Consider the following 26,039-nt stretch of genomic DNA (forward strand, 5'->3'; position numbering starts at 1 on the left):
AAAACTCAGGCACGCAATAGGAAGCCAGCTAACCACGGCTGACGACCCCATTTTCGACCCACTCGTCAAATTTGGCCAGAACGGCATGGCAAAATGCGGCGTCATTGATGTGGGCGTCTAGTTCGGTCATCGACACCCGACCAGGCATGACCTTGCGGGCTTCGTCGACCATGTCCGAAAGGGCTGTTGGATCATGGGCCTCTTCACCTTCTTTGTCCCACGCTTCAACACCTTGAACCGGTAAGAACAACTGAACGGGTCCAGTAGCAGCCTCTAGCCGGGTTGCCAGTTCCCGAATCCAGGCGCGGCGTTCGTCGCCATTGAAGACCGAGCTTTTGATCAGGCGGTTATGTTCGTGAAACGGGCGATCTGCATATTGGTCCGGGATCTCTTGCCAGCCCGCGAAATCCAGCAGGTCTAGAGCGCCCGGTGCAACCATCTGCGGCGTGCCAACGCGCCCAGCATTGGTAACGCGATCCTCTCCGCTTGAAACAACGGAACCGGCCAGCAGATTGCCAAATTCCTGCATGCAGAAATCCATCACGCAGACAAAGGCCTTTTCGGCGGCCAGTTTTTCAAAGGCCATGCCACCCATGCCTGTCGAGTGGAATACAGCAACCTCAAAGCCGCGCTCTTCCAGCGCAGGTTTCAGAGTTTTCATGTAACGCAGGCAGGAGGACCCAAGGCTGGTCATGCCAATCAGGGGTTTGCCACGATCCGGCGCGATGGCGGCTTTGGCAGCACCGACCACGGCCCCTGCAGCCTGTGCCAACGAAGACCTGCAGATCGAGTTCATACCGTACAACCCACCGGCCCACAGGATCATCTGTATGTCCGGGGCCAACCGATGTGGGGGGATTAGCGGTGAGAAACTGACGGTTGAAACGATGTATTTCGGAACCCCCATGGGCAGGGCCTGTGCACAATCCAGCGCAAGGTCGGTACCCATGGTTCCACCAGTGGCCAGCATCCCATCAAACCGGCCTTCGGCATAGGCTTTTGCCACGACCTTGGCAGCCCCAGCGGACATGACGCGGAAGGCCTTATTCTCATCCCCCAACGCAATCACCTCGTCGATGGTTCTGCCTTCGGCAGCTGCGACGTCATGTTTTGAGATGTCGGTCGGTGTTTCAGGGTCGCCAAGAACGGAGACGTCCATTGTCAGCACATCTGCTCCCTGCGCCTTTACGGTTTCTTCGATGAACCGCATCTCGGGGTCTTTAGTGTCGTATGTCCCGATCAGCAGGATCGTTTTATTGGTCATGGTTTCCTCCCGTGCGTGCGGTTTATCCGAGGTAGTGCGTCAGTAACTCTCGGGCGGTATCTTTAAACCGCATATTTCGTGCCTCTGATCCATCTTCGCCCAAGCGGGACGAAATCCAGCCGACATAAGTCACCGCGCGTAGGGCCATAAACAGATCAAGATGCTCGGTGTCTAGCGCACGTTCCGACCGGTATCCTTCAAGCAGGGCCGCTTGCAGGGCGTCGTAGTCCGGCTCGCATAGGTTTTTCAGCAGTGTCGTGGCGATATCGAACAGACGGAACCCGAACCCGGCATCGTCGAAATCAATCAGCCAGAGCTTGTCGCCTCGGACCATCACGTTTTCACGTACCAGATCGGCGTGGATCAGGCCGTAGTCCAGTTGGTTTTCGATCTGCAGTAAGTGATTGTTAGCTTTCTCACGGAACGCAGTGAACAGGGCACGATCCTCGCCAGAAGGCGTGGGGTTTTCCCAGAACCGATCCCACAATGGGGCATCGCCCAACAGTCCAGCACGATCCCAGGACCAGCGCTCAAAGTCATCGGGACGCGTCCAGGCATCGCTGACTTCGTGCAGCTTTGCCATCTCATGCCCGAGGGCCCGAAACAGCCCGGTACGATCACTATGGTCGATCCCGGTTTCTGTCGATCCCAGCGGGCGGCCGGGCAACCAGTCAAGCATATCGACCTGGATCCCGTCCAGCAGTTGCAGATAGCGGCCATCCGTGGCCGGTACCGGTGTGGGTACACCGACGCTCTTTGCGCCCAGCTCGGCGATCCACTGCAGCTCGGACCTCAAGGCAGCATCCGAATGCAAGCCTTTGCGGTGCAGGCGCAGGGCGAAGCTTTTCGCGCCGATCTGAACCCGGTAGACATGATTTTCGCGGGCCGCGACCAGCGACCATTCAGCACCGTCCATGCCCCAAAGGGCTAGAGCTTGCTCGACAATCGGGGTCATAGGGTCAGCGTGGTTTCGGCCAAAACCTCGTCCAATGTGTCAAACAGCAGATCGGCATTCTTTTTTGAGAACGGCATCGGTGGCCGGATCTTGAGCGTGTTCTTGTGACGGCCGAGTTTCGAATGGATGATGCCCCGGTGTCGCATCGCGTTGATGACCCGATCGGTGAATTCGCTGGCCGGTTCCTTGGTTTGACGATCCAGCACCATCTCGGCCCCGAAAATCAGGCCCGAGCCGCGCACATCGCCGATGAACTCGTATTTCTGCTGCAAAGATGTCATGCGCACGCGGGCGTGATCGCCCACGGATTTGGCGTTGGTGACAAGGTTTTTGTCCTCAATCTCTTCCAATACCGCCATGGCCGCGGCGCAGGACACCGGGTTGCCACCGAACGTGTTGAAGTACCGATAGCCCTTGCGGAACGTGGCAAGGATTTCGTTGCGCGTTACGACACCGCCCACCGGATGACCGTTGGCCATGGGTTTGCCCATGGTCATGATGTCCGGTACCACGCCCATCTTCTGATGCGCCCACATATGGGTGCCGGTGCGGCCAAAGCCCGATTGCACCTCATCACATATCAGTAGGCCACCGGCCTTGCGCACCACTTCGGCCACGGGTTTCAGCCAGCCGTCGGGATGGTCGGGGAAGCCTTCGTTCAGGAAATAGGGGCAGAGGACCAAGGCGGTGAAGCCGATGCCGGACTTTTCATGCTCGGCAATCTGTTCGGAAACAGCATCAGCAAACTTGCTGCCGTCCGGGTCCGGGTTGCGATAGCTGTCGGGTGCCTCCACAAACCGGAAATACCGATCCAGACCAAAGCCAACGGTCGGCACGTTCGATTTGCTCAACTGACTGACCAGAGAAGTGTTGCCGTGATAGGTTGCATCCGTAGCAATGATACCGCGATTGCCAGTCATGCCTTCGGCCATTCGAAGGGCGATGTCGTTCGCCTCGGACCCGGTGCAGGTCAGAATGGCGGTGTCTAGCGAGGCATCCATCGTGCCCGTCAGCTTCTCGACATAGTCGAGAATGCCGTCATGCAAATAACGAGTATGGGTGTTGAGCGTTGACGCCTGCAGACAGATCGCCTCGACCACGCGGGGGTTGCAATGGCCGACATGGGGGACGTTGTTGTAGCAATCCAAGTATTTGCGCCCATCCGCATCCCAAAGCCAGACCCCTTCGCCCTTCACGATATGAAGCGGCTCGTCATAAAAGGTCGAGACATTCGGGCCCAGCAGCTTGGTCCGGCGTTCAACAAGCTCGGCGGATTTCGCAGGAAGTGTCATTCAGCAGACCTTTGGTCAGAGTTTTATCCAGGCGGTTTTCAGGTCGAGATATTTCTCGAACGCATGCAGGGATTTGTCGTGCCCGTTGCCCGACTGGCGCACACCACCCAGTGGTACGGTCAAGTCAGAGCCACCATAGGTGTTTACATGCATGACGCCAGCGCGGATGCCAGCGATCATGCGATGCGCGCGGCTTAGGTTCGATGTCCACACGCCCGCGGATAGACCATAGACCGAGTCATTGGCCAGCCTGATCGCGTCGTCTTCGTCCTTAAAGGGGGTCACGGCCAGAACCGGGCCGAAAACCTCGTTCTGGAACAGATTGTCCGTGGATTTGACCCCGGTCATTACGGTCGGGGCCATATAGTAGCCACCGGTTTCCTCAAGGATGCGCTTGCCACCAGTGCGACGCTCGGCGCCTTCAGCCTCGGCTTTGTTAACGAAGTCCAGATTGGATTCCAGCTCGGGTAGCGAATGAACTGCGCCGATTTGTGTGTCCAGATCGAGCGGATTGCCGACCCGCATCGCTTCGGCATGTTTGACCAGTTCGGCGACAAAATCGTCGTGGATGTCCTCTTGGACCAACAAGCGTGATCCTGCAATGCAGATCTGGCCTGCGTTGCGGAAGATACCACCTGCGGACACTTTGGCGGCCTCGCTCAGGTCCGGGGCGTCGTTGAAGACAATGTTGGGAGATTTGCCGCCCAGTTCCAGATAACAGCGTTTCATGTTCGAACGCGCCGAATACTCCAACAGTCGTCGGCCTGTAGCCCCCGAGCCTGTGAACACCATGATGTCCACATCCATCGACAGCGCCAGCGTTTCGCCCACAACCCGGCCTGACCCGGTGACGACGTTCAGCACGCCGTCGGGCACTCCGGCCTCGGCGGCCAGTTCGGCCAGTTTCAGCAGCGACAAGGATGCGCTTTCAGCCGGTTTCAACACGACCGAGTTGCCGGTAGCCAGCGCAGGGGCCAGTTTCCAGCTGCCGATCATCAGCGGCATGTTCCACGGCACAATCGCTCCGACGACGCCAACCGGTGCGTGATGGATCAAGCCCAGTACGTTTTCTGCCGTGGGGGCGATCTGACCGTAGACCTTGTCAATCGCCTCGGCGTAGTAGCGGAATGTGCCAGCTGCCGACATCGGCTCGGCCTTCATGGCCATGGTGATTTCGGTGCCATTGTCGCGCACCCCCAGAACAGCCAACTCAAGAGCGTGTTTTTCGATCAGGTCGGCCAGCTTCAGCAGGACCTTCTTGCGCTCGGCAGGGGAGCGGCGCGACCAGCGGCCATCCTCGAACGCAGCCCGCGCAGCGCTAGTCGCGGCCTCCATATCCGCCGGGGTGCCTTCGGCAATCTGGGTCAGTAAAGCGCCATCGATGGGCGATAGCACCTCCCGTTGCCCACCTTCCGAAGCGGCGACCCAACGCCCGTCGATGAAGTGAGGTCGAGGGGACAGAATCTTAGAGCGAAGGGCATCAATATCGGACTGGTTCATGGCAGAGTTACCCTTGCTGATTGGGGTGATCGGAGTCGACCGGTTGCGCGGTCGGCTCGGGTTTCAGCTTGTTGCGGAACTCGTAGTATAGCGTGCGGAAATGCAGCAGCAGGATCAGTACGATCAGCGCCGTCAGGATCGCCGCAATCGGGCGGTCGACGAAATCGAGCGGTGATTTGACCCGCGCCATGGCACTGCGCAGCTTGACCTCCATGATCCCGCCCAGAACCATGCCCAGAATGATCGGCACAATCGGCAGGTCCAGCCGTTTGAGGATCAGGCCGAACACACCAAAACCAGCGGCAATGGCGCAGTCGGTAATCGAGTTACGCAAACTGTAGACGCCGACGAAGGCTAGGATCAGGATCATAATGCCCAGAAACCGCGTTGGGATCTGGATGATCTTCAGCAGCAGGTTGGTCGAGAAGAGCAGGAAAACCAGAACGATGACGTTCAGCAGTATCAGCGCCATATAGAGCGCCATCACAAAATCCATCTGGTTCTCAAACAGCTGTGGGCCGGGGATGACATTGTGCACGTAGAACACCGACAGCATCATTGCGGTCAGCGCTTCGCCCGGGATACCCAGCGCCAAAAGTGGGATCATGGCCGCGCCGGGCACTGCATTGTTGGCGGCTTCAGACGCCACCAACCCTTCTGGCGAGCCATCGCCAAATTTGTCGGGGTCCTTCGATGTCTTCTGCGCATATGTGTAAGACAGGAATTGCGATGTGAACTCACCCGTGCCCGGCACCATACCCATGAAGACCCCGATGCTCGAGGACACAGTTGCGACGCGCTTGATGCCCAGCAGTTCCTTGAGGCCGGCGAAGATGTTGCCGCTGACATGCGTTTCGCCCGGTGCGTGGTTCTTTTCAAGCAGCAAAAGCAGGGCCTGACTGATGGCAAACAGGCCCAGAACAACCACGATCAGATCTACGCCCGACGCCAGCCAGCTTTGTTCAAAGGTAAAGCGGCGGGTGTATTTCACTGGCTCAAGCCCGACCGTGTTCAGGAAAATCCCGAAAGAGGCCAACATACCGGCAGCAAAAATCTGGCCACGGTGGGCGAGGATCACCAGAATGATCCCCAGAAGAGCGGCCAAAAATATCTCTCGGCTGCCGAAATGCGGTGCGATCAACGCCAGAACAGGCGACAGGATCATCAGGCATATGATGGCAAAGACACCACCGAAGAACGAAGCGGAATAGGCCAGTGACAGAGCGCGATGCCCTTGACCGCGTTTGGTCATGGGATAGCCGTCATAGGTAGTCAACGCGTTCACCGCCGTACCAGGCGTGTTGATCAGAATAGCGGGGATGGCGCCTCCGTACATGGACGAGCCATAGATACCCAGTAACAGGGTCAGGCCGACAATGGGTTCAAACGCGAAAGTGGCAGGCAGAAGGATGGCGATGGCAACCGCAGCGCCAACACCGGGCAGCGCGCCAATGATGACCCCACCGATCGAGCCAATCAGAAGGGCGACGATCACCTGCCATTGTGTCAGGATCGAAAGACCGGACAGAAGCGTTTCCATTGGCGAACCTCAGAGATAAGTCAGCGCAAAGGCGCGCACGGAATCGGGTAGGTATTCATAGGCGGCACCGGCCGGGATTTTCACTTGCAGGAAGGCTCGGAAAATAATGGTAACCGCCACACCGAAAGCTGCTGCAAGGCCAATTGCCCCAGCGCTTCGAAACCCGGTACGGATTGCAAGGAACACTGCGAACAGAACGGTCGAAGGCAGGTATCCAAGAAGCGGCACAACGGCGACGTAAACTAGAAAATAGGCGACATATTCTAGGGATCGCAGCCAGAACGCGACTTCGGGCCAGCGACCCGGAATGCGGTCTGACATGGCGGAGCTGAGCCAGTGCAGAAAGGCAAAGGCGGCCATTGCCCAGAGCGAGACCATTGGCCAGAAGCTTGGTTGCGCAAACCACTTGGTGCGTTTGACGACCTCGGTCTGCGTTCCCAGTTGGCTCAGCAGAAAAACCGAAAATATCAGGAAGGCCAAAGCAAAAACAACATCGCCGGGGCGGCGGTATCGTTTGAACATGTCTTGCAATGTCTTTGCGATCATTTTGGCCTCCTGCTGGATAGAAAAAGGCCCGACAGTATTGCAATACGCCGGGCCAGTTTCGCGTTATTCGCCTAGAATCTCTTCGATTTTAGAGAACGAGGCTTTGTCCTGTTCTATCTGTGCATTCGAGGCATCCGGATCCTGCCAGTAGATCAGTGCTCCGGTTTCTTCAGCAAGTTGCTTGGCCTTGTCAGATTCCAGCGCTTTCTGTGCAGCCGCAGTGATCTTTTCGCGTGCTTCGGCCGGAGTGTCCTTGTGGACGAACAGACCGTTCCACAGGGCCAAAGGCAGTTCGGGGTGCAGCTCGGTAACTGTGGGTGTATCCGGGACCAATGAGATCCGTTCGCCACCGATGCTGGCCAGGACATTCACTTGGTCCAGACAGGGAAGAACAAGTTGAAGCGTCGTGTTGATCACGTCCACGTCGCCCGAAGCCAGAGTGTTGCAGTCGAGCGCGTCGAAGGCGGCTTCGCTGGCGAAGTCAAACCCACTGCTGACTGCGGCCGCAAAGGTGACTTGTGTGGGCGGCAGAACCGAGCCGAAGTGACCAAGCGCGACATCGTTTTCTTTGCCGTGTTCCACCAGTTCTTCCCATGTCGCGAACGGGGCATCCTTGCTGGAGGCAATGACGAAGGGATAGGTCAGAAAAATGCCAATCGGTTCGAACGGGTTGGGGTTTAGCTCGGGAATGCCAATGTCCGGGCCGATGACCGGTACGCCTATGACGAACGAGCCAACGGTGTAGCCATCTGCCGGAGCGGTCGCAACTTCCACCGCTCCGGGGAACGGACCACCGCCGCCACCGGGCTTGTTCACGACGGCGGCAGGAACACCATACATGGCCTGAAATTCGTCGGCGATCATCCGTGTGAGAACGTCTTCCAAGTCACCCGGAGGCCATGGAACGACAAAGGAAACCGGTTTCTCTGGATACTCGGCCAGTGCGGCGGTTGCAGAAGCAACAAAAGCGGCGGCTGTTAGAACTTTCTTCATTGACACCTCCCGTCAGTGGTTCATTATTTGATCCGCGTTAACAATAATAATGTTGCTTTGTTAAGCTTGTTCTGTCAAGTATTACCTTAACAGGAGGATGTGAATCGCATGGGTACTGCCCTGAACGCCCTGAAAATGCTCAACTATTTTTCAAACGCTCGACCAGAAATTGGGTTGAGTCAGTTTGCGCGTCTGTCTGGATTGAACAAAGCCACGGCGCTGCGCCACCTGCGGGCGCTTGAGGAATACGGGTTGATCGAGCAGAACCCCATGACCAAATCCTATGCGGTCGGACCTGCCGCTTTGCGCCTGGCCGCGTTGCGCCAGATCGCCCGCCCCGGCATCGAGAGTGCCCGCCAGCGAATGCAGATTGCGATGCAGGACGTTGGTGAAAGCCTGCATCTTTCCCTGCTTGAAAAGGAGTGGCTTCAAACCGCGCTGGTGGTCGAAACGAACCGCCACAGCGTGCGCGTCAGCCTCGACCCCAGCGAGCTTCTTCCGATCAATGCGACAGCATCCGGTCTTTGTATGCTCAGCTTTGGGCCATCCTTCTTGCTGGACCGTATCGGTCAGAAAGAACAAGTACGATACACGGACGCCACGCTGACCGACCCGGCCAAGATCAAAGAGCGGGTCGCGGCAATCAGCCAGGCCGGTTGGGCGAATAGCAGTGGAAGCTATGAAGATGGCGTCTTTGGCTATGCGGCTCCCATATTCGGCATTGATCAAGTGGCGCTGGGAACCATTGCGATTGCCGTTCCTGAAGGTCGCGCAGGAGACGACCGGCTGCCGGAAATCCTGACCGCCCTGCACGCCCTCTCAACTGACCTGACCGCAAGTTTTGGCGGTCAGCTTCCCGACACTTTTCCAACCGAATTCCATCCGTGAGCGGGTGGACGCAAAACCCGGAGACCAGAGAAATGAAAGACTCGAACTTTCTCAAAGAAAACAACGCGCGTTACTTCTGGCACCCGATGGCGCATCCCGCCGACAGTCAGAAGAACCCGCCCACGATTCTGAATGGCGGTGAGGGTGTCAGTATTATCGATGTCGATGGTCACAAGGCGCTGGATGCGGTCGGGGGGCTTTGGAACGTCAATCTGGGCTATTCCTGCGAGCCGGTAAAGCAGGCCATCGCCGATCAGCTGAATGCGCTGCCCTACTATTCGACCTTCCGTGGCACCAGCAACGACAAGGCAATCGAGCTGTCTTATGAACTGGCGCAGTTTTTTGAGCCCGACGGCCTGACCCGCGCTTTCTTCACCTCGGGTGGCTCGGATTCGGTTGAGATCGCGCTGAAAATGGCGCGGCAGTACCACAAGGTGCGCGGCGAGGGCGCGCGCACAAAGTTCATCAGCCTGAAACAGGGCTATCACGGCACCCATTTCGCCGCCGCTTCGGTCAACGGCAATCAGAAGTTCCGTGCGGCCTATGAGCCGATGATGCCGGGCTGTTTCCATGTGCCCGCGCCGTGGACCTATCGCAACCAGTTCGACGAGACCGACCCTGAACGTCTGGCGCAGCTTTGCGTCAAAGCGCTTGAGGCCGAGATTGCATTCCAGGGCGCGAACACGGTTGCGGCTTTCATCATGGAACCGGTCCTTGGGGCAGGGGGCGTAATCCCTCCGCATAAGAGTTTCATGCCGATGGTGCGGGAGGTCTGCTCGAAACATGGCATTCTGCTGATCTCGGACGAGATCATCACCGCTTTTGGGCGTACCGGCAGTGAAAGCGGTGCACGGCATTGGGGGGTGCAGCCCGACATCATGACGACGGCCAAAGCCATTACCAATGGTTACTTCCCGTTTGGGGCGGCGATGATTTCGGGTGCTGTTGCCGAGGTGTTTGAAAATGACACCACGGGCATGGCGTCGGTGGATCAGGGCTATACTTATTCAGGTCACCCGGTTGGGGCAGCAGCAGCGCTGGCCGCGCTGTCCGAGATCAAACGCCTACGCGTCTGGGAAAACGCCGCCTCGCGCGGGGATGAGCTGTTTGCTGGGTTGCAAAAACTGGCCGAGAAATATGACGTGATCGGAGATGTGCGCGGCGGCGAGGGGCTGATGTGTGCGCTGGAACTGGTCTCGGATCGCTCGACCAAGGCACCCATCGCGAAACACCTGCCGCTGCAGGTTCAGAAAGCGGCTTATGAAGACGGTGTGATGGTGCGTGTGTCCGGCAACAATATCATCCTGTCTCCGCCGCTGATCATAAAATCAGAGGACGTGGCCAAGATCCTATCGGCGCTGGATGCCGGTCTGGCGACTCTTTAATCACCGCTCACCTGACCTCGCCCGTCCCGTGCGGGGTCAGACTTTAACCGCCTGCAACTCTTCAAGCAGGTCCAGCAGTTGGTTCAGCTTCTCGCGGCCCATCTGCGCTTCGATATTGTTTGAGATCGCCAGCGATGTGGCAAGGTTGTCTTCCAATACCGCGCGGCCGGCATCGGTGATCCGAACCATGGTGCGGCGCTTGTCTTGTTTGTCCTGGCGACGGGTGATCTGGCCATCGGTCTCCATCGTGCGCAGAATGCGTGTGAGGCTGGGCAGCAGCAGGCAGGCCTCGTGGGCAATTGCGCTTTGCTCAACTTCGCCCAGCTCGTCCAAAACCCTCAGGATGCGCCACTTCTGTTCGGTGAGCTGAATGTCATGAAGCATATCCCGGATCGGTGCCATGACGGTTTCCCGTGCGCGCAACAGCGCAATCGGAAGGGATCGGGCGGTACTTTTTGTGTGGCTTTGCGTGGTCATGCGGCCTTCTAAATCGCCATTTCCGGAATTGCAAAGATTAACAAGGCAAGTTCTTGACAGCGAGATCGTGAAAAAGTAAACATGTTAACCAATAAAGGAGGGCGCATGCCACATTTTCACGTCGAGTATTCCGGGAACCTAGAGGACAAGGTCGACATGGATGGCTTGTGTGAGTGCATCCGAGCAACGGCTGCTGAGATTGACACCTTTCCGATGCCGGGAATTCGTGTCCGCGCTGTGCGGGTCAATCACTTTGCAATTGCAGACGGTGATCCGGCGCATGGCTTTATCGATATCTCGATCCGCCTGCGCGCCGGTCGGTCCGATGACGTAAAGCAGGATGCCACGCAGCGCATTTTCGAGGCGGTCAAAGCGTATCTGGCACCTGCCTTCGAACATCATTCGATCGCGCTCTCGCTTGAGATGCGCGACATCGACCCGAAGCTTTCGCCCAAGACTGGTACGATCCGCGATCACCTTGGCGCCACCACGCAGGAGACCTGACCCATGAGTGTACTGGACACAAACATCGAGAAACTGGCGGGCTTTCTAGCGCGGTTCAAACAGACGGGTATCAAAAATCGTATCGCTGGCGAGGATGTTGCTGGTTCCGCTGGCGTATTTCAGTCTACCTCGCCAGTCGACAAGTCTGTGATCTGCGATGTTGCACACGGTACAGCAGATGACATCGACGCCGCGGCCAAAGCAGCCCATGCCGCCTTTGCCGACTGGCGCGATATGCCTGCCAGCGAACGCCGCCGCATTCTGCTGAACGTGGCGGATGCCATCGAAGCACGTGCCGAGGAAATCGCGCTGTGCGAATGCTGGGACACGGGTCAGACCCTGCGTTTTATGTCCAAGGCGGCTCTGCGCGGAGCCGAGAATTTTCGTTATTTTGCAGATCAGGTAGTGCAAGCGCGGGACGGTCAGCATCTGAAATCACCGACCCTGATGAATGTCACCACCCGCGTGCCGATTGGTCCGGTTGGCGTGATCACCCCTTGGAACACGCCGTTCATGCTGTCGACCTGGAAGATCGCGCCCGCTCTGGCTGCAGGCTGCACGGTGGTTCACAAACCCGCCGAGGATTCGCCTCTGTCAGCCCGCTTGCTGGTCGAAATCGCCGAAGGGGCCGGTCTGCCCAAAGGTGTGCTGAACACTGTGAACGGCTTTGGCCCCGACGCGGGTAAGGCGTTGACCGAGCACCCTCTTATTAAGGCCATCGCCTTTGTCGGTGAAAGCCGCACAGGTAGCATCATCACCAAACAGGGTGCGGACACGCTGAAGCGGATGCATCTGGAGCTGGGCGGCAAGAACCCGGTCATCGTGTTCGACGACGCCGATCTGGACCGTGCGCTGGATGCGGTGATCTTCATGATCTACTCGATCAATGGCGAGCGCTGCACTTCATCCTCGCGCCTGCTGGTGCAGGACAGCATCAAGGAAGAGTTCGAGGCCAAGCTGATCGAGCGCGTCAACAAAATCAAAGTTGGCCACCCTCTGGATCCGGCAACCGAAATCGGTCCGCTGGTCACAAAGGAGCACTACAACAAGGTCACCAGCTACTTCGACATCGCTAAAGAGGACGGCGCGACCGTCGCAGCCGGTGGTGTGAAGCTGGGCGACGAAGGGTACTTCATCCGTCCGACCCTTTTCACCAATGCCACCAACCAAATGCGCATCGCGCGCGAAGAAATTTTTGGCCCTGTCCTGACCTCAATCCCGTTCTCAACTGAGGAAGAAGCGCTGCAGATGGCCAATGACACGCCTTATGGTCTGACCGGCTATGTCTGGACCAACGACCTGATGCGGGCGCTGCGCTTTTCCGACAAGCTTGAGGCCGGAATGATCTGGGTGAACTCGGAAAACGTACGTCACCTGCCGACGCCGTTTGGTGGCGTCAAAGCGTCCGGCATCGGGCGCGACGGCGGTGACTGGTCGTTCGAGTTTTATATGGAGCAAAAGCTCATTGGCTTTGCAACCGGTCAACACAAGATCATGCAATTGGGGAAGTAAATTAGCGGCACTGTCCCCATTGGGCGGGGGCAAAGCTAGGATAGAAGTAAACGCGCACAAACTGGTCCGGCATTTTCCGCTTACTGCAGGACCGAAGGATGTCAGGTAGCTTCAACTTTGGTTGCCAGGCATTACAAATGCGAGGAGGAACTGCCATGGGAAAGATTGTACAGGCCGCGAAGATAACGCATGTGCCAAGCATCTGGATGTCCCACACGATGCCGAAATACAAAGGCATCCGCCAACCTGCCATCGATGGCTATGCGCGCCTTCGTCAGGATGCGATCGACCGCAAGGTCGATACGTTTGTCATTTTTGACACCCACTGGATCACCAATCAGGGGTTCCACCTGAACACGAAAGAGCACCACAAGGGCCGGTTCATTAGTCATGAACTGCCGCACATGCTGGCGGATATGGAGTTCGACTATCGCGGCGATCACGAGCTTGGGGAAACCATCCTTGATGTTCTGCGCGAACGTGGCGAACGGGCCCTTGGGCATTCGCACCCCGATATGGGTATGGAGTACGGCACCCTGCTTCCGATGCACTTCATCAACGAAGGCGTGAATGCGCGGGTTTTGCCCGTGGCGGTCAACCAATTCTCGTCGATCGCTGAAAATCGGGTCTGGGGTGAAGCCATTGCCGAAGGCATCCGACGCTCGGACCGGAACGTCTCGATCCTGGCCTCGGGGTCGTTGAGCCACGATTTTACACCCAATGAACGCTCGGTCGATGGACTGAACTCGGTGAACGGCGAGTTCAATCGCCAGATGGATATGCGCGTGCTGGATCTTTGGGAACAGGGCCGCTTTGAAGAGTTCCTCGAACTTCTGCCCGATTACGCCAAGAAATGCGCGGGTGAGTGTGCCATGAACGATACTGCCTTGCTGTTCGGCGCCCTCGGTTGGGGCAGCTACAAGGGCAAGATCGACATCTACACCCCGTATTTCGGTAGCTCCGGGACCGGGCAGGCAAATGTCAGCTTCTCGGTCTAAAGCCGGAAACACAGGGAAATTCGAATGACTGCACTGCGTCTTAACGATCCAAGCCTGCTTGCCGAAAGGGCGCGAGTCGGGTCCAGATGGGTTGATGCTTCAGACGGTGAGCGCGCGATTGACGTGATAAATCCGGCGACGGGTGAGGTGATCGGGCGTGTGCCCAATCTGGGTGCTGCCGAGACGGTCGAGGCGATTGCCGATGCGCAGCGCGCGCAGAAACACTGGGCCAAAAGTACCGCGAAAGAGCGCAGCCAAATCTTACGTCGCTGGTATGATCTGATGATGGAAAACCAGGATGATCTGGGTGCCATTCTAACCGCCGAACAGGGTAAGCCTTTGGCCGAAGCGAAGGGCGAGATCGCCTATGGCGCCAGCTTCATCGAGTGGTTCGCCGAAGAGGCCCGACGGACCTACGGCGATGTCACACCCGGCCATGCGCCGGACAAGCGGATCATTACTGTCAAGCAACCCATCGGCGTTGTGGCCGCGATAACGCCGTGGAACTTTCCCAACGCCATGATCACCCGGAAGACTGGACCGGCCTTTGCGGCGGGCTGTTCGATGGTGTTGAAACCCGCCAGCCAGACGCCGTTCTCGGCCATCGCACTAGCCGTTCTCGCCGAACGAGCGGGACTGCCCGCAGGTTTGTTCTCGGTCTTAACCGGTTCGGCGCGGGAGATTGGTGGTGAGATGACCTCGAGCCCGATCGTGCAAAAGCTGACCTTCACCGGTTCGACTGAGATTGGAGCGATGCTTTATGCGCAATGCGCCCCGACTATCAAGAAGCTGGGGTTGGAATTGGGCGGCAATGCGCCGTTCATTGTGTTCGACGATGCCGATCTGGACGCCGCAGTCGAAGGCGCCGTGATCGCGAAATTTCGCAACAATGGGCAGACCTGCGTATGTGCAAACCGCATCTATGTGCAGGCCAGGGTTTACGACGCCTTCGCTGAAATGCTAGCTGCAAAAGTTGCGGCCCTGCCAACCGGCAATGGGTTTGATGAAGGTATCGTTTTCGGCCCTCTGATCGACAAAGCTGCCGTGGAAAAGGTCGTCGAACATATCGGTGACGCGACTTCGAAGGGGGCTAAGATCGCACTTGGGGGTAAACCCCACACACTTGGCGGCACCTTCTTTGAACCCACCATTCTGACCGATGTGACCTCGGATATGGCGGTGGCGACCGAAGAAACCTTTGGCCCCGTCGCTCCCTTGTTCAAATTCGAAAGCGAAAGCGACGTTGTCGCCGCTTCCAATGATACCGAATTCGGCTTGGCCTCGTATTTCTACTCTCGCGACATGGCGCGTGTCTGGCGCGTATCCGAGGCGTTGGAATACGGTATGGTCGGTGTGAATACCGGTCTGATTTCAACGGCAGAGGCTCCATTCGGCGGTGTCAAAATGTCGGGTCTTGGACGCGAGGGATCTCGATATGGCCTCGATGATTTTATGGAGTTGAAGTACATCTGCATGGGCGGAATTTCCCCTTCTGAGGAGGCTTAGTGTATGAATTGGGACGAATTTTCTCACTGGGGGCAGCAAATCTCCAACTGGGCTTCTGACTACCACAAGACGTTGGCGGACCGGCCTGTTCGGGCGCAGACCGCGCCGGGGGAAATTGCCGCACAGCTTGAGGTCTCACCTCCGGAATCTGGTGAGCCGATGGAGGCCATCATGGCCGATTTCGAACGTATCGTGATGCCCGGGATCACTCACTGGCAGCACCCTCGGTTCTTTGCATATTTCCCGGCGAATGCCGCCCCGCCTTCGATGCTGGCTGAGATGCTGGTGACCACTATCGCTGCGCAATGCATGCTCTGGCAAACCGCACCCGCAGCGACTGAGGTCGAAGGCGTTATGGTGGACTGGTTGCGACAAGCCCTCGGTCTGCCAAATGGTATGACCGGTGTCATTCAGGACAGCGCGTCTTCGGCGACTTTGTCTGCGGTACTGACGATGCGCGAACGCGCTACTGGGTACACAGGTAATCGCCAGGGGCTGAACAGCAAAGGGGCGCTGCGGATTTATTGCTCAGACCAGGTACATTCCTCGATTGACCGTGCTTGTTGGGTTGCTGGCATCGGCCAAGATAATTTGGTCAAGCTGCCGACACGGGGACCGACCTACGCGATTGACGCCGTCGCGCTTGAGGCCGCTATCCGAGATGACATCGAAATCGGTCATGTGCCAGCCGGGATCATTGCGATCACAGGCGGTACAGGCGTTGGGGCCTGTGATGATCTGGAAATTGTGGCTGACATCGCGCGGGAATACTCCCTTTATACCCATCTCGACGCGGCTTGGGCCGGGTCTGCAATGATCTGCCCCGAATTCCGAGAGGCCCTGTGGGGCGGGGCTGATCGCTATGACAGCATTGTGTTCAATCCACACAAATGGATGGGCGCACAGTTCGATTGTGCCATCCAGTTTCTGCATGACGCCACACCGCAGCTCAACACGCTGAAGATCGAACCTGAATACCTCAAGACCACCGGTGCCGAGGTAACGAACTATTCGGAATGGACGATCCCGTTGGGGCGTCGGTTCCGCGCGCTGAAGATTTGGTTCCTGTTGCGCTCATACGGGTTGGACGGTCTGCGTAAACGAATCCGAAATCACGTCGTTTGGGCCAATGAGGTGGCCGAGAAGATTGGTGCGATGGAGGGGTTCGAGATCACGACCGGGCCGATACTCAGCCTGTTCTCTTTCCGTTGCCCGGGTGATGATGCAATGCAACAGCGTCTGGTTGATGCGCTGAATGACGACGGCCGGATTTATCTGACCCAAGGCATGTTTGATGGCCGCAAGATCATTCGTTTTCAGGTCGGACAATTCGATACAACACGCGACGATGTACTGATGGCGGCAGACGTTATTCGTGAGGTTTGGGAGATACTTAAATGAAATTCGCAACCTTCTCTGCCGATGGGCAGATTTACTTTGGTGCGATCACGGATGTCGGCGCAATCGCGTTGAACGATGCTTTCCCAGATCACGCGAGCCTTTATGAGGTAGTCGCTGCTGGTGCGTTTGATCAACTGGCATCAGTCGCCGAAGGAAAGGACGTGACCCACACGGATTTCACCTACGAGATGGTGATGCCCGATGTCCGCCGCATCCTGTGCGTCGGCGTTAACTTCCCGGACCGCAACGCTGAGTACAAAGACGGCAGCGCGCAGCCTAAATACATGTCGCTGTTCCCACGTTTCGCAAGCGGCTTCACCGGCCATGACCGCCCTCTGATCCGTCCGCCGGAAAACCACACATTGGACTACGAAGGCGAAGTTGCGATTGTCATCGGCAAGACTGGACGTCGGATTTCGCAGGAGGACGCCTACGACCACATCGCAGCCCTGACGCTGTGTAACGAGGGTACGATCCGTGACTGGGTGCGCCACGCCAAGTTCAACGTCACGCAAGGCAAGAACTGGGATAACACGGGGGCCATCGGCCCGTGGCTGGTGCCGTTCACCGACGCCGCGCAACTGGACGATGCGCGTATTCAGACCCACGTGAACGGCGAGCTGCGCCAGGATGATACCCTGAACCGCATGATGTTCCCGATCCGGCGCGAAATCGAATACATCTCGACCTTCATGACCCTGCAGCCGGGCGACATCATCGTCACCGGCACGCCGACCGGGGCAGGGGCGCGGTTTGATCCTCCGAAATATCTGGCACCGGGTGATATGGTTGAGGTGTCCGTCGAGGGCATAGGTACGCTGCGCAACACTGTAGAGGACGAAATGCGATGACGCCCGAAGATCATTCCCGCGCAGCTGCTGATCTGCTGATGGCTGAACGGAATGGAGATCAGATCGGCCTGCTGACCCTGCGCCACCCCGAGATGGGCATGGACGATGCCTACGAGGTGCAGAACGCCATCTATCGCCAGAAACTAGCCGAGGGGCGCAAGGTGATTGGCTGGAAGATCGGTTTGACCTCGAAAGCGATGCAATATGCGCTGAACATCGACATCCCTGACAGTGGCATCCTGTTTGACGACATGGCGTTCGAAAATGGCGGGACTGTTCCGACGGGCCGTTTCATCCAGCCACGGATCGAAGCCGAGATCGCCTTTGTGATGAAGTCTGCCGTTGGAGGCGAGAACGTCACCCGCGAGGACATCATCGCTGCCACGGACTATGTAGCGCCTTCCATTGAAATTCTCGACACGCGTATTCAACGCGTGGATCCCGAGTCCGGCAAAGCTCGCACAGTATTCGACACGATCAGCGACAATGCCGCCAATGCAGGAATCGTGCTGGGCGCGGACCGGCACGCCGTGGATGCTTTTGATCTCCGCTGGGTTGGTGCGCTGACCTTTCGCAATGGTGAAATCGAAGAAACCGGCCTAGGCGCGGGCGTTCTGAACGATCCGGTCGAAAGCGTTGTCTGGCTGGCCCGCCGCATGGCGCAATACGGACAATACATCGAACCCGGTCAAATCATCCTGTCCGGAAGCTTTATCCGCCCGGTCGAGTGCCCGACTGGGACTGAAATCCATGCCGATTTCGGGCCATTTGGCTCGGTCGATATCAATTTCGCCTGAAAGGAAAGCCGCATATGCCTGCGCCAAAGAATACGTTCAAAGCCGCTCTCAAGGCGGGGCAGCCGCAGATCGGCTGCTGGATCGGGATGGCCAACGCCTACACGGCCGAGATCGCGGCGACCGCGCAATTCGACTGGCTGCTGGTTGACGGTGAACACGCGCCGAATGATCTGCGCTCGATCCTCGAACAGGTGCAGGTGATCGAAGGATCAGGTAGCACTCCGGTCGCGCGCCTGCCGATAGGCGAAACCTGGATGATCAAGCAGTATTTGGACGCGGGCGTGCAGAACCTTCTGGTGCCCATGGTCGAAAGCGGGGATCACGCGCGTGAGCTGGTTCGGGCAGTACAATACCCACCGCATGGCGTGCGGGGCGTTGGATCGGCACTGGCGCGGGCCTCGTGGTTTTCAGCCATCCCGGACTACCTGAAAACGGCGGACGAACAGATTTGCTTGCTGGTGCAGGTGGAAAACAAAAAGGGTCTGGTGGCGCTGGACGATATTCTGACAACCGATGTGGATGGGGTGTTCATCGGCCCATCCGATCTGGCCGCCGATATGGGACATATCGGAAATGCCGGTCACCCCGTTGTGGTTGCGGCCGTTTTGGACGCGCTGGCCCGCATCGTGGCGGCGGGCAAGGCGGCGGGTATCCTGACCCTTGATCCGGCGATGCAGCGCAAATGCCTGGATCTGGGGGCCACATTCATGGCCACCAATATCGACGTGACCCTGTTTGCAACTGCGATGCGTAACGCAGCCGAAGTCGGGCTGGGCCTGCTGCCGGATCAGACCGCCTCAGGCGTTGCGGAAACCGCTGCGGCCAGCAAATATCTGCAGCAGCTGTGTAAACACTGGTCGCACAAGGCCGAGGTGTTTTTTGACGAAAAGAAGGGAAACGTGGCCTTTGCGGATGGCGACAGCGTGACCCTTGAAGCGAATGACGACAGGCTGACGATTAACGCTGCGACCGGGCCGCGCGGGGACTTGGAGCAGTGGAAAGGCGTGATAGAAGCCCACTTGGTGCGTTTTGCCTTTCGGGAAGAGCTCCGTATCCACTGGTCTGAATAAGAGCGCTAAAAATGCCAGAACCTATCTATGCCATTGGTGACATCCATGGTCAGTTGCACATGCTAGAGGACGCGCTGGCCCGCATCGAAAAGGACGGTGGGCCTGATGCGCAAATCGTCTTTATCGGTGATTACACGGATCGCGGCGCCCACAGTCGACAGGTTCTCGATCTATTAGTGAAAGGGCAGTCCGAAGACAGAAACTGGACATTCCTGCGCGGCAACCACGATCAGATGTGCGCAATGTTCCTTGAGGACTACCCGCGAAACGACGCGCGTCTACTGGTCGGGTATCATTGGCTGCATCCCCAGATAGGAGGTGTTGAAACGTTGAACTCCTACGGCGTTAAGGTCAGCGAAGGGGATCGGATATATCAGGTCCATGCCCAAGCCAAAGCCGCCGTGCCGCAGGCCCATATCGATTTTCTGGCAGGTCTGTTGCCCTACTACCTGCGCAACAACGTGCTGTTCGTCCATGCAGGAATACGGCCCGGCATCCCCTTGCATCGTCAGGATCCCGATGACCTGATCTGGATCCGAGAAGAGTTTCTGGACTGTCCGGAACCTTACCCATGGCTGGTTGTTCACGGCCATACCCACGTTGCCAACCCTGAACACAATGGAAACCGTGTGAACATCGATACCGGCGCGGGATATGGCAAACCTCTGACGGCTGCGGTTTTCGAAGGATGGAAGTGTTGGCTGTTGCACGACGAGGGGCGCAAGCTCCTGACTGTCATGGGCTCCACATAGGTTTTGATAAACCAGAAATCCTTCGTTGCTGAAACTTCCAAACGGTCTTGTCAGAAGAACTTTGATTGAGCGGTGCAGGGCGGTTGCGTAACTTTTGCCCATGTTCAAACCCGAGTACTTCAAGTACTTCAAAACGAGTCTCGAGTTCATCCGCCTTGCAGTGATACTGTACACCCGTTTCCCGCTCTCGCTTCGGAATGTCGAAGATCTGCTGCACGAGAGACGCATCGACGTGAGTCAAGAAACTGTCCGATATTGGTGGAACCGGTTTGTCCCGATGTTTGCAGCTGAGATCAGACGGAAGCGTGTTCAGCAGTTGCGCGCGTTCTCCAAATGGAAGTGGCACGTGGACGGGGTTTTCGTGAAGGTGAATGGCAAGCGGCATTGTCTTTGGCGGGCCGTCGATCACTAAGGCGAGGTACTGGAAGCCGTCGTCACCAAACGCCGAAACACATCTGCAGCACTGAAATTCCTCAAGAAATTGATGAAGCGATACGGCACAGCGGAAAACGTCGTCACGGATCGCTTCGCTTCATACAGAGCTGCGCTCTGAGAGCTGGGCGCGCTCGAAAAACAACAGACAGGCAGGTGGCTCAACAACCGCGTCGAGAATTCGTACTTGCCATTTCGACGATGCTAACGCGCTATGCAACTGTTCAGGCGTAGACGAATTTTGCAGAAATTCGCTTCCGTCCATTCCTCCGTAAACAAACACTTCAATCAGAAAAGATCGCTAACCAGCCGAGACTCCTTCAAGCTGTCAAGCCCTGCTGCTCTTGGCGAGTGGCGTAAACTTTGTTTAGGATAAGTTCGCGGTTTCCGTAGCACACTGAAACTGGTTCGAATTCGTCCGACAGCACCCTATTTCTGATAGTCTTGCAGCCTAAGGTTTCTGATCAACGGCCAGTTCAAGGCAAAGAAGTGAGGACCATCATCTGAAAACCTCAGCTATTCGCGCTGGAGAGAAGTACCCAAGCCACTTGCCAAGTTACGATCAAGGCGAGCTAATACACTATCAATGCAGAAAGCGGTCGGACAACGCTCAGTCCTGTAGGGAGCCTACAAATGAAAAAGGGTATGCATCATCAAGATCCTTCATCAGGTTTCTTGGGACTCACGTTCTGGTATCAGTTGGTCGTCCTTGTGTTCTTGACCGTAGCGTCCCTAGTCCTCGCCTCCTCTGTGCTGGTTCCCCTGTCTTTTGCGGCTCTCCTGTTTGTTCTTCTTACCGCGACTGCGGATCGAATTGGCAGAGTCAAGATATTTGGCAGCACCGTCCCGAAGTGGCTTGCGCATTTGGCCGCAATTTCAATTGTGTTAATCGGCCTCTCGCTTGTGTTGTCGATACTATCCAGTCAAGCCGGCGAGGTTTCGGAAGCGTTTCCGCGCTATGAGGAACGGTTTTCCAGCATAGTCGCAAAGCTGGTGTCACTGGTTGGGCAAGACAACTATGCAGCCGCGATCAAAGCCTTGGAGCAGATCAACCTGGCTGGGCTCGCGACAGGAGTGATCGGCTCTGCTGGGGCATTCCTAAGCGCTTTTTTCTTGGTGCTGCTTTATGTGCCATTCATGTTGGTTGAACGTGTTCCAATGCGCGCCAAAATCAAGCTCGCAATCAAAGACAGGGAAGCCGCTGAAAAAGTTCGTCGCGTTCTTGAGAGCACGTCGGACAGCATTCAAAGATATGTTGGTATCAAAACGCTGGTGAGTGCACTGACTGGCTTGGGCAGTTATGCAGTGATGGCATCCGTCGGCTTAGACTTCTCTGAAACCTGGGCGGTTCTTGCGTTTTTGTTGAATTTTATCCCAACAGTCGGCTCTATCGTCGGCGTCGCGCTTCCTTCAATTGTCGCACTGGTACAGTTTGAAGAAGTCGTGCCCTTTCTTGTTGTTCTAATTGGTTGTGGCGCTGTTCAATTCTCTGTCGGAAATATCCTGGAGCCAATGCTACTTGGGAAAAGCCTGAATTTGTCGCCATTCATGGTCATTTTGGCGCTCACGTTTTGGACTGCGATCTGGGGGATTGCCGGAGCGTTGATGAGCGTCCCGATCACCGTGTGCATAATGATTGTACTATCGAATATCCCATCTACCCAGCCAATCGCGATACTGATGTCCGGTGATGGGAAAATAAACAACACTGACGCCGTAAACAGCTAAGCGAGAGACGTTCGCCGACTGGATGGCGGCTTTTTAACTAACTATATCACCGAATGTATGAAGCAGCCCCGCACATATTTCGAAACAGCGTGCGAAGTTTGAGTTTAAAGAGAAACCCGAGCTACTTACCGCTTGGGAAAACGAAGTTCAGCGCATTTGGTTTAATTGAAACCTCAAAGCGTTGATCGATCAACGGCTCGCCGTCCAAATTCATATGAAACGGTTGGGAGGTTTTCAAAACCATAGATCTCAGACGAGAGCGCTGTACAAAGCCATCCTTGGGATCCGAGATATCCGGCAGTCTGCCAAAGGGCAGATTTTCTGGCATTAAACGCTCTGCGGAAAGCACGCTTAAATCGAGCAACCCGTCGGACACTTCCGCTTCAGGCGCCACGTCAAAACCGCCACCTGCATAGCGGCTGTTCGCAATCGCGATAGCGGAAATGGAAACGTCGTACGGGTCTTCATCATCAATTGAGATTGTTGCGGGAACAGATTTTGCATCAGATAAACGAGCAAGCCCAAACAGAGTGTACGCGAGTCCCCCCAGTCTTTTCTTCATTTCCTTGGGTGTCGTTGCAGTGATCATCGCTCCAAATCCGCCGCTTGCAACATTCACAAACGGACTGCCGTTTATGTATCCTACATCGATAGGCCGCGCGTTTCCCGATGCAGCAACTCGAACCGATGTTGCCAAGTCCAACCCCTTATCACCATACGACCGAGCGAAATCGTTCGCTGTTCCCAAGGGAACAAGACCTAGCGAGACAGGCGACTTTGTCTTCAACTTCAAAACAGCATTCGCGACCGAGTTCAAAGTGCCGTCACCACCGCCAGCGATTATTCGGGTTACCCCATCGCCTACGGCTTCTCGAAGGGTCTTCCTCAAGTCTTTTCCTGACCAAGGAATACATACCCTAATGCCAAGCTCTTTTTCCAATGGGCGGACAGCAGAACGCAGATCGGGTCTTGCTGCGGACTTCCTATTGAGAATTAGCAGGGTATGTTTGGCCATGGTTCCAGCATAGAGCTCTCGCACGTTGGAGCAACTGCTTTAAAAGTTCTAATGGCAGAGGCGCTCAAGCAATTGAAACCTTATTTGTACTAGCCTACCCCTAAGTGACGATAGTCAGCTTTCTCCGCTTCTCAGAGTATACAAAGCTTAGTAGTGAAGGTCTGCTTCGCGCTGCGAGCAGCCAATCATGAAGACTGCAAAGACTGGCCGCATCGAGCATAGAATGCACACTTGGTTTGGACGGCGACTTTTCCCACCGCGAAGGCTATGCCTCGGGCAGCAATCGAATGTCCCTCATCAAAGGAAATTAGCTGGTTTGGCCCATTTGTGGTATTCTTCTGGTATCATAAACGGGGGGGGAAGACATGACTGCTAAATCACCAAGTGAGCTTCGCGACCTTGTCCATGGCGCCGTCTTCACGCCGGAAGACGATGGCTATGAAGACGCCCGCAGCGTTCACAATGGCATGATCGACAAGCGTCCTGCAGTGATTGTTCGTGTGGCGAATGCTGGCGACGTTATGATGGCGGTAAGATATGCGAGCGACAACGATCTAAAGCTAGCCATCAGAGGTGGCGGGCATAGCGGGCCGGGTTTCGGTACCGTAGATGATGGTGTGGTCATCGATTTCTCTTGGATGCGTGGAGTAAGGGTGGACCCTGTGAAACGCACGGCACGGGCTGAGGCGGGCGTGACCTGGGGCGACATCAATGCCGCTACACACGCGTTTGGACTTGCCACTCCCGGTGGGATTATCTCGACAACGGGTATAGCCGGTCTGACCCTTGGTGGCGGTGTGGGCTATCTAACCCGCGGCTTCGGCCTTTCGGCCGACAATCTGATTTCGGTGGATGTCGTGACGGCCGACGGCAAATTGGTGATCGCGAGCGACGACGAAAATGCCGATCTGTTCTGGGCGATCCGAGGCGGCGGCGGCAATTTCGGCGTATGCACCTCGTTTGAATATCGGCTGCACCCGGTCGACACGGTCTATTGGGGACCAATGTTTTATGAAGTGTCCGAGACCGAAAACATCCTGAAGTTCTTCCGCGAGTACATCAAAGACGCGCCGGAACAGATGGGTGGATTTCCGGCGTTCCAAGTTGCTCCCCCGCTCCCGTTTATTCCTGAGGACCGACACGGAGATATGTTTGTCGCACTTGTAGCCTGTTGGGCGGGTGACCCTGCAGAGGGTGAGAAGATGTTCAAGCCCTTCCACGACGTTGCAGAAGTCAAGGCAGAACATGTTGGCCCGGTACCGTTCCCGGCAATTAACGCGGCATTTGACGGTCTCTTCCCAAAGGGAATTCGCCAATATTGGAAGGGCAACTACGTCAAAGAATTGACCGACGCGGCTATTGCTGAGCATGTAAGGCACGGACCGAACGCCCCGGGTGTCAGCGCCTCGATGCACCTTTATCCGATTGATGGCGCGTGCAAGCGAGTTGCACCCGATGCGACTGCTTTCGGGCACCGCGATGCAAACTTCTCGATGGTGATGTTGGCTGCTTCGAATGATCCCGCGGATGACGAAAAGAACATCAAATGGGTACGTGATTATTCTGATGCCTTGGCGCCGCATTCCGAACAGGGCGGCTACATCAACTTCATGGACGATGATGACGGAGATCGGGTGAAGGCTAACTATGGTACGAACTACGACCGGCTCCTCTCGATCAAGCGGCAATATGATTCTGGCAACCTGTTTAGCGTGAACCAGAACATCGTGCCGTAGCTGGCATTTAGTAGGATTCGACGCGCCTAAAACGCCAAGTGGAGTCTCGTCAGATTAACTGTGCTTAAGCAGGGCAGCGCGGTTGCGCAGCGTTTAGCAATGACCGAACCGGCCTCTTTCAAGTGCTTTAAGACCAGCCCTGAGATCATCCGCCTTGAGGTGATGCTGTACATCCGAATTCCGCTCTCGCTTTGGAGTGTCGAGGATCAGGTGCATGGGCGAGGCATCGACGTGAGCCACGAAACTGTTCGATATTGGTGGAGCAGGGTTGGCTCTATGTTTGCTGCTGAGATAAGATGGAAGCGTGTTCAGCAACTGCGCGTGTTCAGCAAATGGAAGTAGCACGTGGACGAGGTCTTTGTGAAGGCTAATGGCAAACTGCGTTAGCCTTGGAGGGCTTTTGATCATGAGGGCGAAGTGTTGGAAGACGTTGTCACCAAACGCCGAAACAAAGCTAAAACACTGAAATTAAACAATAAATTGATGAAGCGCCACGGTTGTGCAGAGGAAATAGTCACAGACCGCTCCGCATCCTACAGGGCGGCGCTCAGACAATTGGGTACTCTCGAAAAACAAAGGACAGGCAGCTGGCACAACAACCGCGTTGAGTACTCTCACCTGTCGTTCCGACGAAGAGAGCGAGCCATGCGGCGTTTCAGCCTTATGCAGAGTTTGCAGAAATTCGCCTCCGTACATTCCTCTGACTACAACAACTTCAATCAAGAGAGATTGCTCGACAGCCGAGACACCTTCAAGTTGACGCGCATCGCCGCTCTAGCCGAGTGACGTGAACTTGGTGCGGCACAAAAGGCAGCCATACTGGCTTAGCTGAGACTGGTTCGTATTTGTCTGAAAACATCGTTGCAGTAATTAAACTATTCCCCGAGTAGGGCTGTT

The 26,039-nt window shown here is 56.4% G+C and carries 23 protein-coding genes and 2 pseudogenes; 15 read left to right on the forward strand and 10 right to left on the reverse strand.

The window, feature by feature from the left end:
• Positions 1-28 precede the first annotated feature (28 nt).
• From ACR3FB_RS05670 to ACR3FB_RS05700, 7 genes are all read right to left on the reverse strand, one after another.
• Positions 29-1,264, reverse strand: a complete 1,236-nt coding sequence (locus ACR3FB_RS05670; protein WP_480564911.1) for a Tm-1-like ATP-binding domain-containing protein — start codon at positions 1,262-1,264, stop codon at positions 29-31.
• 22 nt (positions 1,265-1,286) lie between these two features.
• Positions 1,287-2,219, reverse strand: coding sequence for a phosphotransferase enzyme family protein (locus ACR3FB_RS05675; RefSeq protein WP_480564914.1), 933 nt, complete (start codon positions 2,217-2,219; stop codon positions 1,287-1,289).
• Positions 2,216-3,511, reverse strand: coding sequence for an aspartate aminotransferase family protein (locus ACR3FB_RS05680; protein WP_480564917.1), 1,296 nt, complete (start codon positions 3,509-3,511; stop codon positions 2,216-2,218). Before ACR3FB_RS05680 ends, ACR3FB_RS05675 begins: the two co-directional genes overlap by 4 nt.
• A gap of 15 nt (positions 3,512-3,526) precedes the next feature.
• Positions 3,527-5,011, reverse strand: coding sequence for an aldehyde dehydrogenase (locus ACR3FB_RS05685; RefSeq protein ID WP_480564920.1), 1,485 nt, complete (start codon positions 5,009-5,011; stop codon positions 3,527-3,529).
• Positions 5,012-5,018: 7 nt separating this feature from the next.
• Positions 5,019-6,551, reverse strand: a complete 1,533-nt coding sequence (locus ACR3FB_RS05690; RefSeq protein ID WP_480564923.1) for a tripartite tricarboxylate transporter permease — start codon at positions 6,549-6,551, stop codon at positions 5,019-5,021.
• Positions 6,552-6,560: 9 nt separating this feature from the next.
• Positions 6,561-7,097, reverse strand: coding sequence for a tripartite tricarboxylate transporter TctB family protein (locus ACR3FB_RS05695; protein WP_480564926.1), 537 nt, complete (start codon positions 7,095-7,097; stop codon positions 6,561-6,563).
• A 63-nt stretch (positions 7,098-7,160) separates the two neighbouring features.
• Entirely contained in the window at positions 7,161-8,090 is a 930-nt protein-coding gene (locus ACR3FB_RS05700; RefSeq protein ID WP_475220784.1) for a tripartite tricarboxylate transporter substrate binding protein, read from the reverse strand.
• A 108-nt stretch (positions 8,091-8,198) separates the two neighbouring features.
• Here ACR3FB_RS05700 and ACR3FB_RS05705 point away from each other — a divergent pair, with 108 nt between their 5' ends.
• Positions 8,199-8,978, forward strand: a complete 780-nt coding sequence (locus tag ACR3FB_RS05705; RefSeq protein ID WP_475220783.1) for an IclR family transcriptional regulator — start codon at positions 8,199-8,201, stop codon at positions 8,976-8,978.
• 32 nt (positions 8,979-9,010) lie between these two features.
• Entirely contained in the window at positions 9,011-10,363 is a 1,353-nt protein-coding gene (locus tag ACR3FB_RS05710) for an aminotransferase class III-fold pyridoxal phosphate-dependent enzyme (protein WP_480564929.1), read from the forward strand.
• A gap of 36 nt (positions 10,364-10,399) precedes the next feature.
• Here the strand turns inward: ACR3FB_RS05710 and hpaR are convergent, their stop codons facing one another.
• Positions 10,400-10,840: a homoprotocatechuate degradation operon regulator HpaR gene (gene hpaR, locus ACR3FB_RS05715; RefSeq protein WP_170689690.1), complete on the reverse strand. Its 441-nt coding sequence runs from the start codon at positions 10,838-10,840 to the stop codon at positions 10,400-10,402.
• Positions 10,841-10,945: 105 nt separating this feature from the next.
• On the opposite strand from hpaR, the gene ACR3FB_RS05720 reads away from it, so the two are divergent.
• The 9 genes from ACR3FB_RS05720 (at position 10,946) to ACR3FB_RS05760 (ending at position 20,231) form a co-directional block, all read left to right on the forward strand.
• Positions 10,946-11,344, forward strand: a complete 399-nt coding sequence (locus ACR3FB_RS05720) for a 5-carboxymethyl-2-hydroxymuconate Delta-isomerase (protein WP_480564931.1) — start codon at positions 10,946-10,948, stop codon at positions 11,342-11,344.
• A 3-nt stretch (positions 11,345-11,347) separates the two neighbouring features.
• Positions 11,348-12,856, forward strand: coding sequence for a 5-carboxymethyl-2-hydroxymuconate semialdehyde dehydrogenase (gene hpaE / locus ACR3FB_RS05725; RefSeq protein ID WP_480564933.1), 1,509 nt, complete (start codon positions 11,348-11,350; stop codon positions 12,854-12,856).
• Positions 12,857-13,011: 155 nt separating this feature from the next.
• Positions 13,012-13,854, forward strand: coding sequence for a 3,4-dihydroxyphenylacetate 2,3-dioxygenase (gene hpaD / locus ACR3FB_RS05730; RefSeq protein ID WP_170380896.1), 843 nt, complete (start codon positions 13,012-13,014; stop codon positions 13,852-13,854).
• A gap of 24 nt (positions 13,855-13,878) precedes the next feature.
• The gene (locus ACR3FB_RS05735; RefSeq protein WP_480564936.1) at positions 13,879-15,360 is read left to right on the forward strand and encodes an NAD-dependent succinate-semialdehyde dehydrogenase; all 1,482 of its coding nucleotides are present in this window, start codon (positions 13,879-13,881) and stop codon (positions 15,358-15,360) included.
• Positions 15,361-15,363: 3 nt separating this feature from the next.
• Positions 15,364-16,761 (forward strand): pyridoxal phosphate-dependent decarboxylase family protein, encoded by a 1,398-nt coding sequence (locus ACR3FB_RS05740; protein WP_480564939.1) that lies wholly within the window; start codon positions 15,364-15,366, stop codon positions 16,759-16,761.
• Positions 16,758-17,612 (forward strand): fumarylacetoacetate hydrolase family protein, encoded by an 855-nt coding sequence (locus ACR3FB_RS05745; RefSeq protein ID WP_480564942.1) that lies wholly within the window; start codon positions 16,758-16,760, stop codon positions 17,610-17,612. Before ACR3FB_RS05740 ends, ACR3FB_RS05745 begins: the two co-directional genes overlap by 4 nt.
• Entirely contained in the window at positions 17,609-18,409 is an 801-nt protein-coding gene (gene hpaH, locus ACR3FB_RS05750) for a 2-oxo-hept-4-ene-1,7-dioate hydratase (protein ID WP_425083466.1), read from the forward strand. Before ACR3FB_RS05745 ends, hpaH begins: the two co-directional genes overlap by 4 nt.
• A gap of 14 nt (positions 18,410-18,423) precedes the next feature.
• Positions 18,424-19,479 (forward strand): aldolase/citrate lyase family protein, encoded by a 1,056-nt coding sequence (locus ACR3FB_RS05755; RefSeq protein WP_480564945.1) that lies wholly within the window; start codon positions 18,424-18,426, stop codon positions 19,477-19,479.
• An 11-nt stretch (positions 19,480-19,490) separates the two neighbouring features.
• On the forward strand, positions 19,491-20,231 hold the full coding sequence (locus tag ACR3FB_RS05760; RefSeq protein WP_480564948.1) for a metallophosphoesterase family protein: 741 nt from the start codon (positions 19,491-19,493) through the stop codon (positions 20,229-20,231).
• Here the strand turns inward: ACR3FB_RS05760 and ACR3FB_RS05765 are convergent.
• Entirely contained in the window at positions 20,215-20,472 is a 258-nt protein-coding gene (locus tag ACR3FB_RS05765; protein WP_480566505.1) for a hypothetical protein, read from the reverse strand. The two genes, ACR3FB_RS05760 and ACR3FB_RS05765, sit on opposite strands and share 17 nt — an antisense overlap.
• On the opposite strand from ACR3FB_RS05765, the pseudogene ACR3FB_RS05770 reads away from it, so the two are divergent.
• Together ACR3FB_RS05770 and ACR3FB_RS05775 are read left to right on the forward strand one after the other, a co-directional pair.
• Positions 20,392-21,039, forward strand: a pseudogene (locus ACR3FB_RS05770) (IS6 family transposase). The gene ACR3FB_RS05765 and the pseudogene ACR3FB_RS05770 overlap by 81 nt on opposite strands.
• 257 nt (positions 21,040-21,296) lie before the next feature.
• Entirely contained in the window at positions 21,297-22,391 is a 1,095-nt protein-coding gene (locus tag ACR3FB_RS05775; protein ID WP_170641642.1) for an AI-2E family transporter, read from the forward strand.
• A 121-nt stretch (positions 22,392-22,512) separates the two neighbouring features.
• On the opposite strand, the gene ACR3FB_RS05780 is transcribed toward ACR3FB_RS05775, so the two are convergent.
• Positions 22,513-23,406 carry a YegS/Rv2252/BmrU family lipid kinase gene (locus ACR3FB_RS05780; protein ID WP_480564951.1) on the reverse strand — a complete coding sequence of 298 codons (894 nt, stop codon included), beginning with the start codon at positions 23,404-23,406 and terminating at the stop codon, positions 22,513-22,515.
• Positions 23,407-23,771: 365 nt separating this feature from the next.
• Here ACR3FB_RS05780 and ACR3FB_RS05785 point away from each other — a divergent pair, with 365 nt between their 5' ends.
• On the forward strand, positions 23,772-25,142 hold the full coding sequence (locus ACR3FB_RS05785; protein ID WP_480564955.1) for an FAD-binding oxidoreductase: 1,371 nt from the start codon (positions 23,772-23,774) through the stop codon (positions 25,140-25,142).
• Positions 25,143-25,241: 99 nt separating this feature from the next.
• Positions 25,242-25,928 (forward strand): annotated as a pseudogene (locus tag ACR3FB_RS05790) (IS6 family transposase).
• Positions 25,929-26,039 lie beyond the last annotated feature (111 nt).

The organism is Ruegeria sp. AO1, assembly GCF_056535985.1.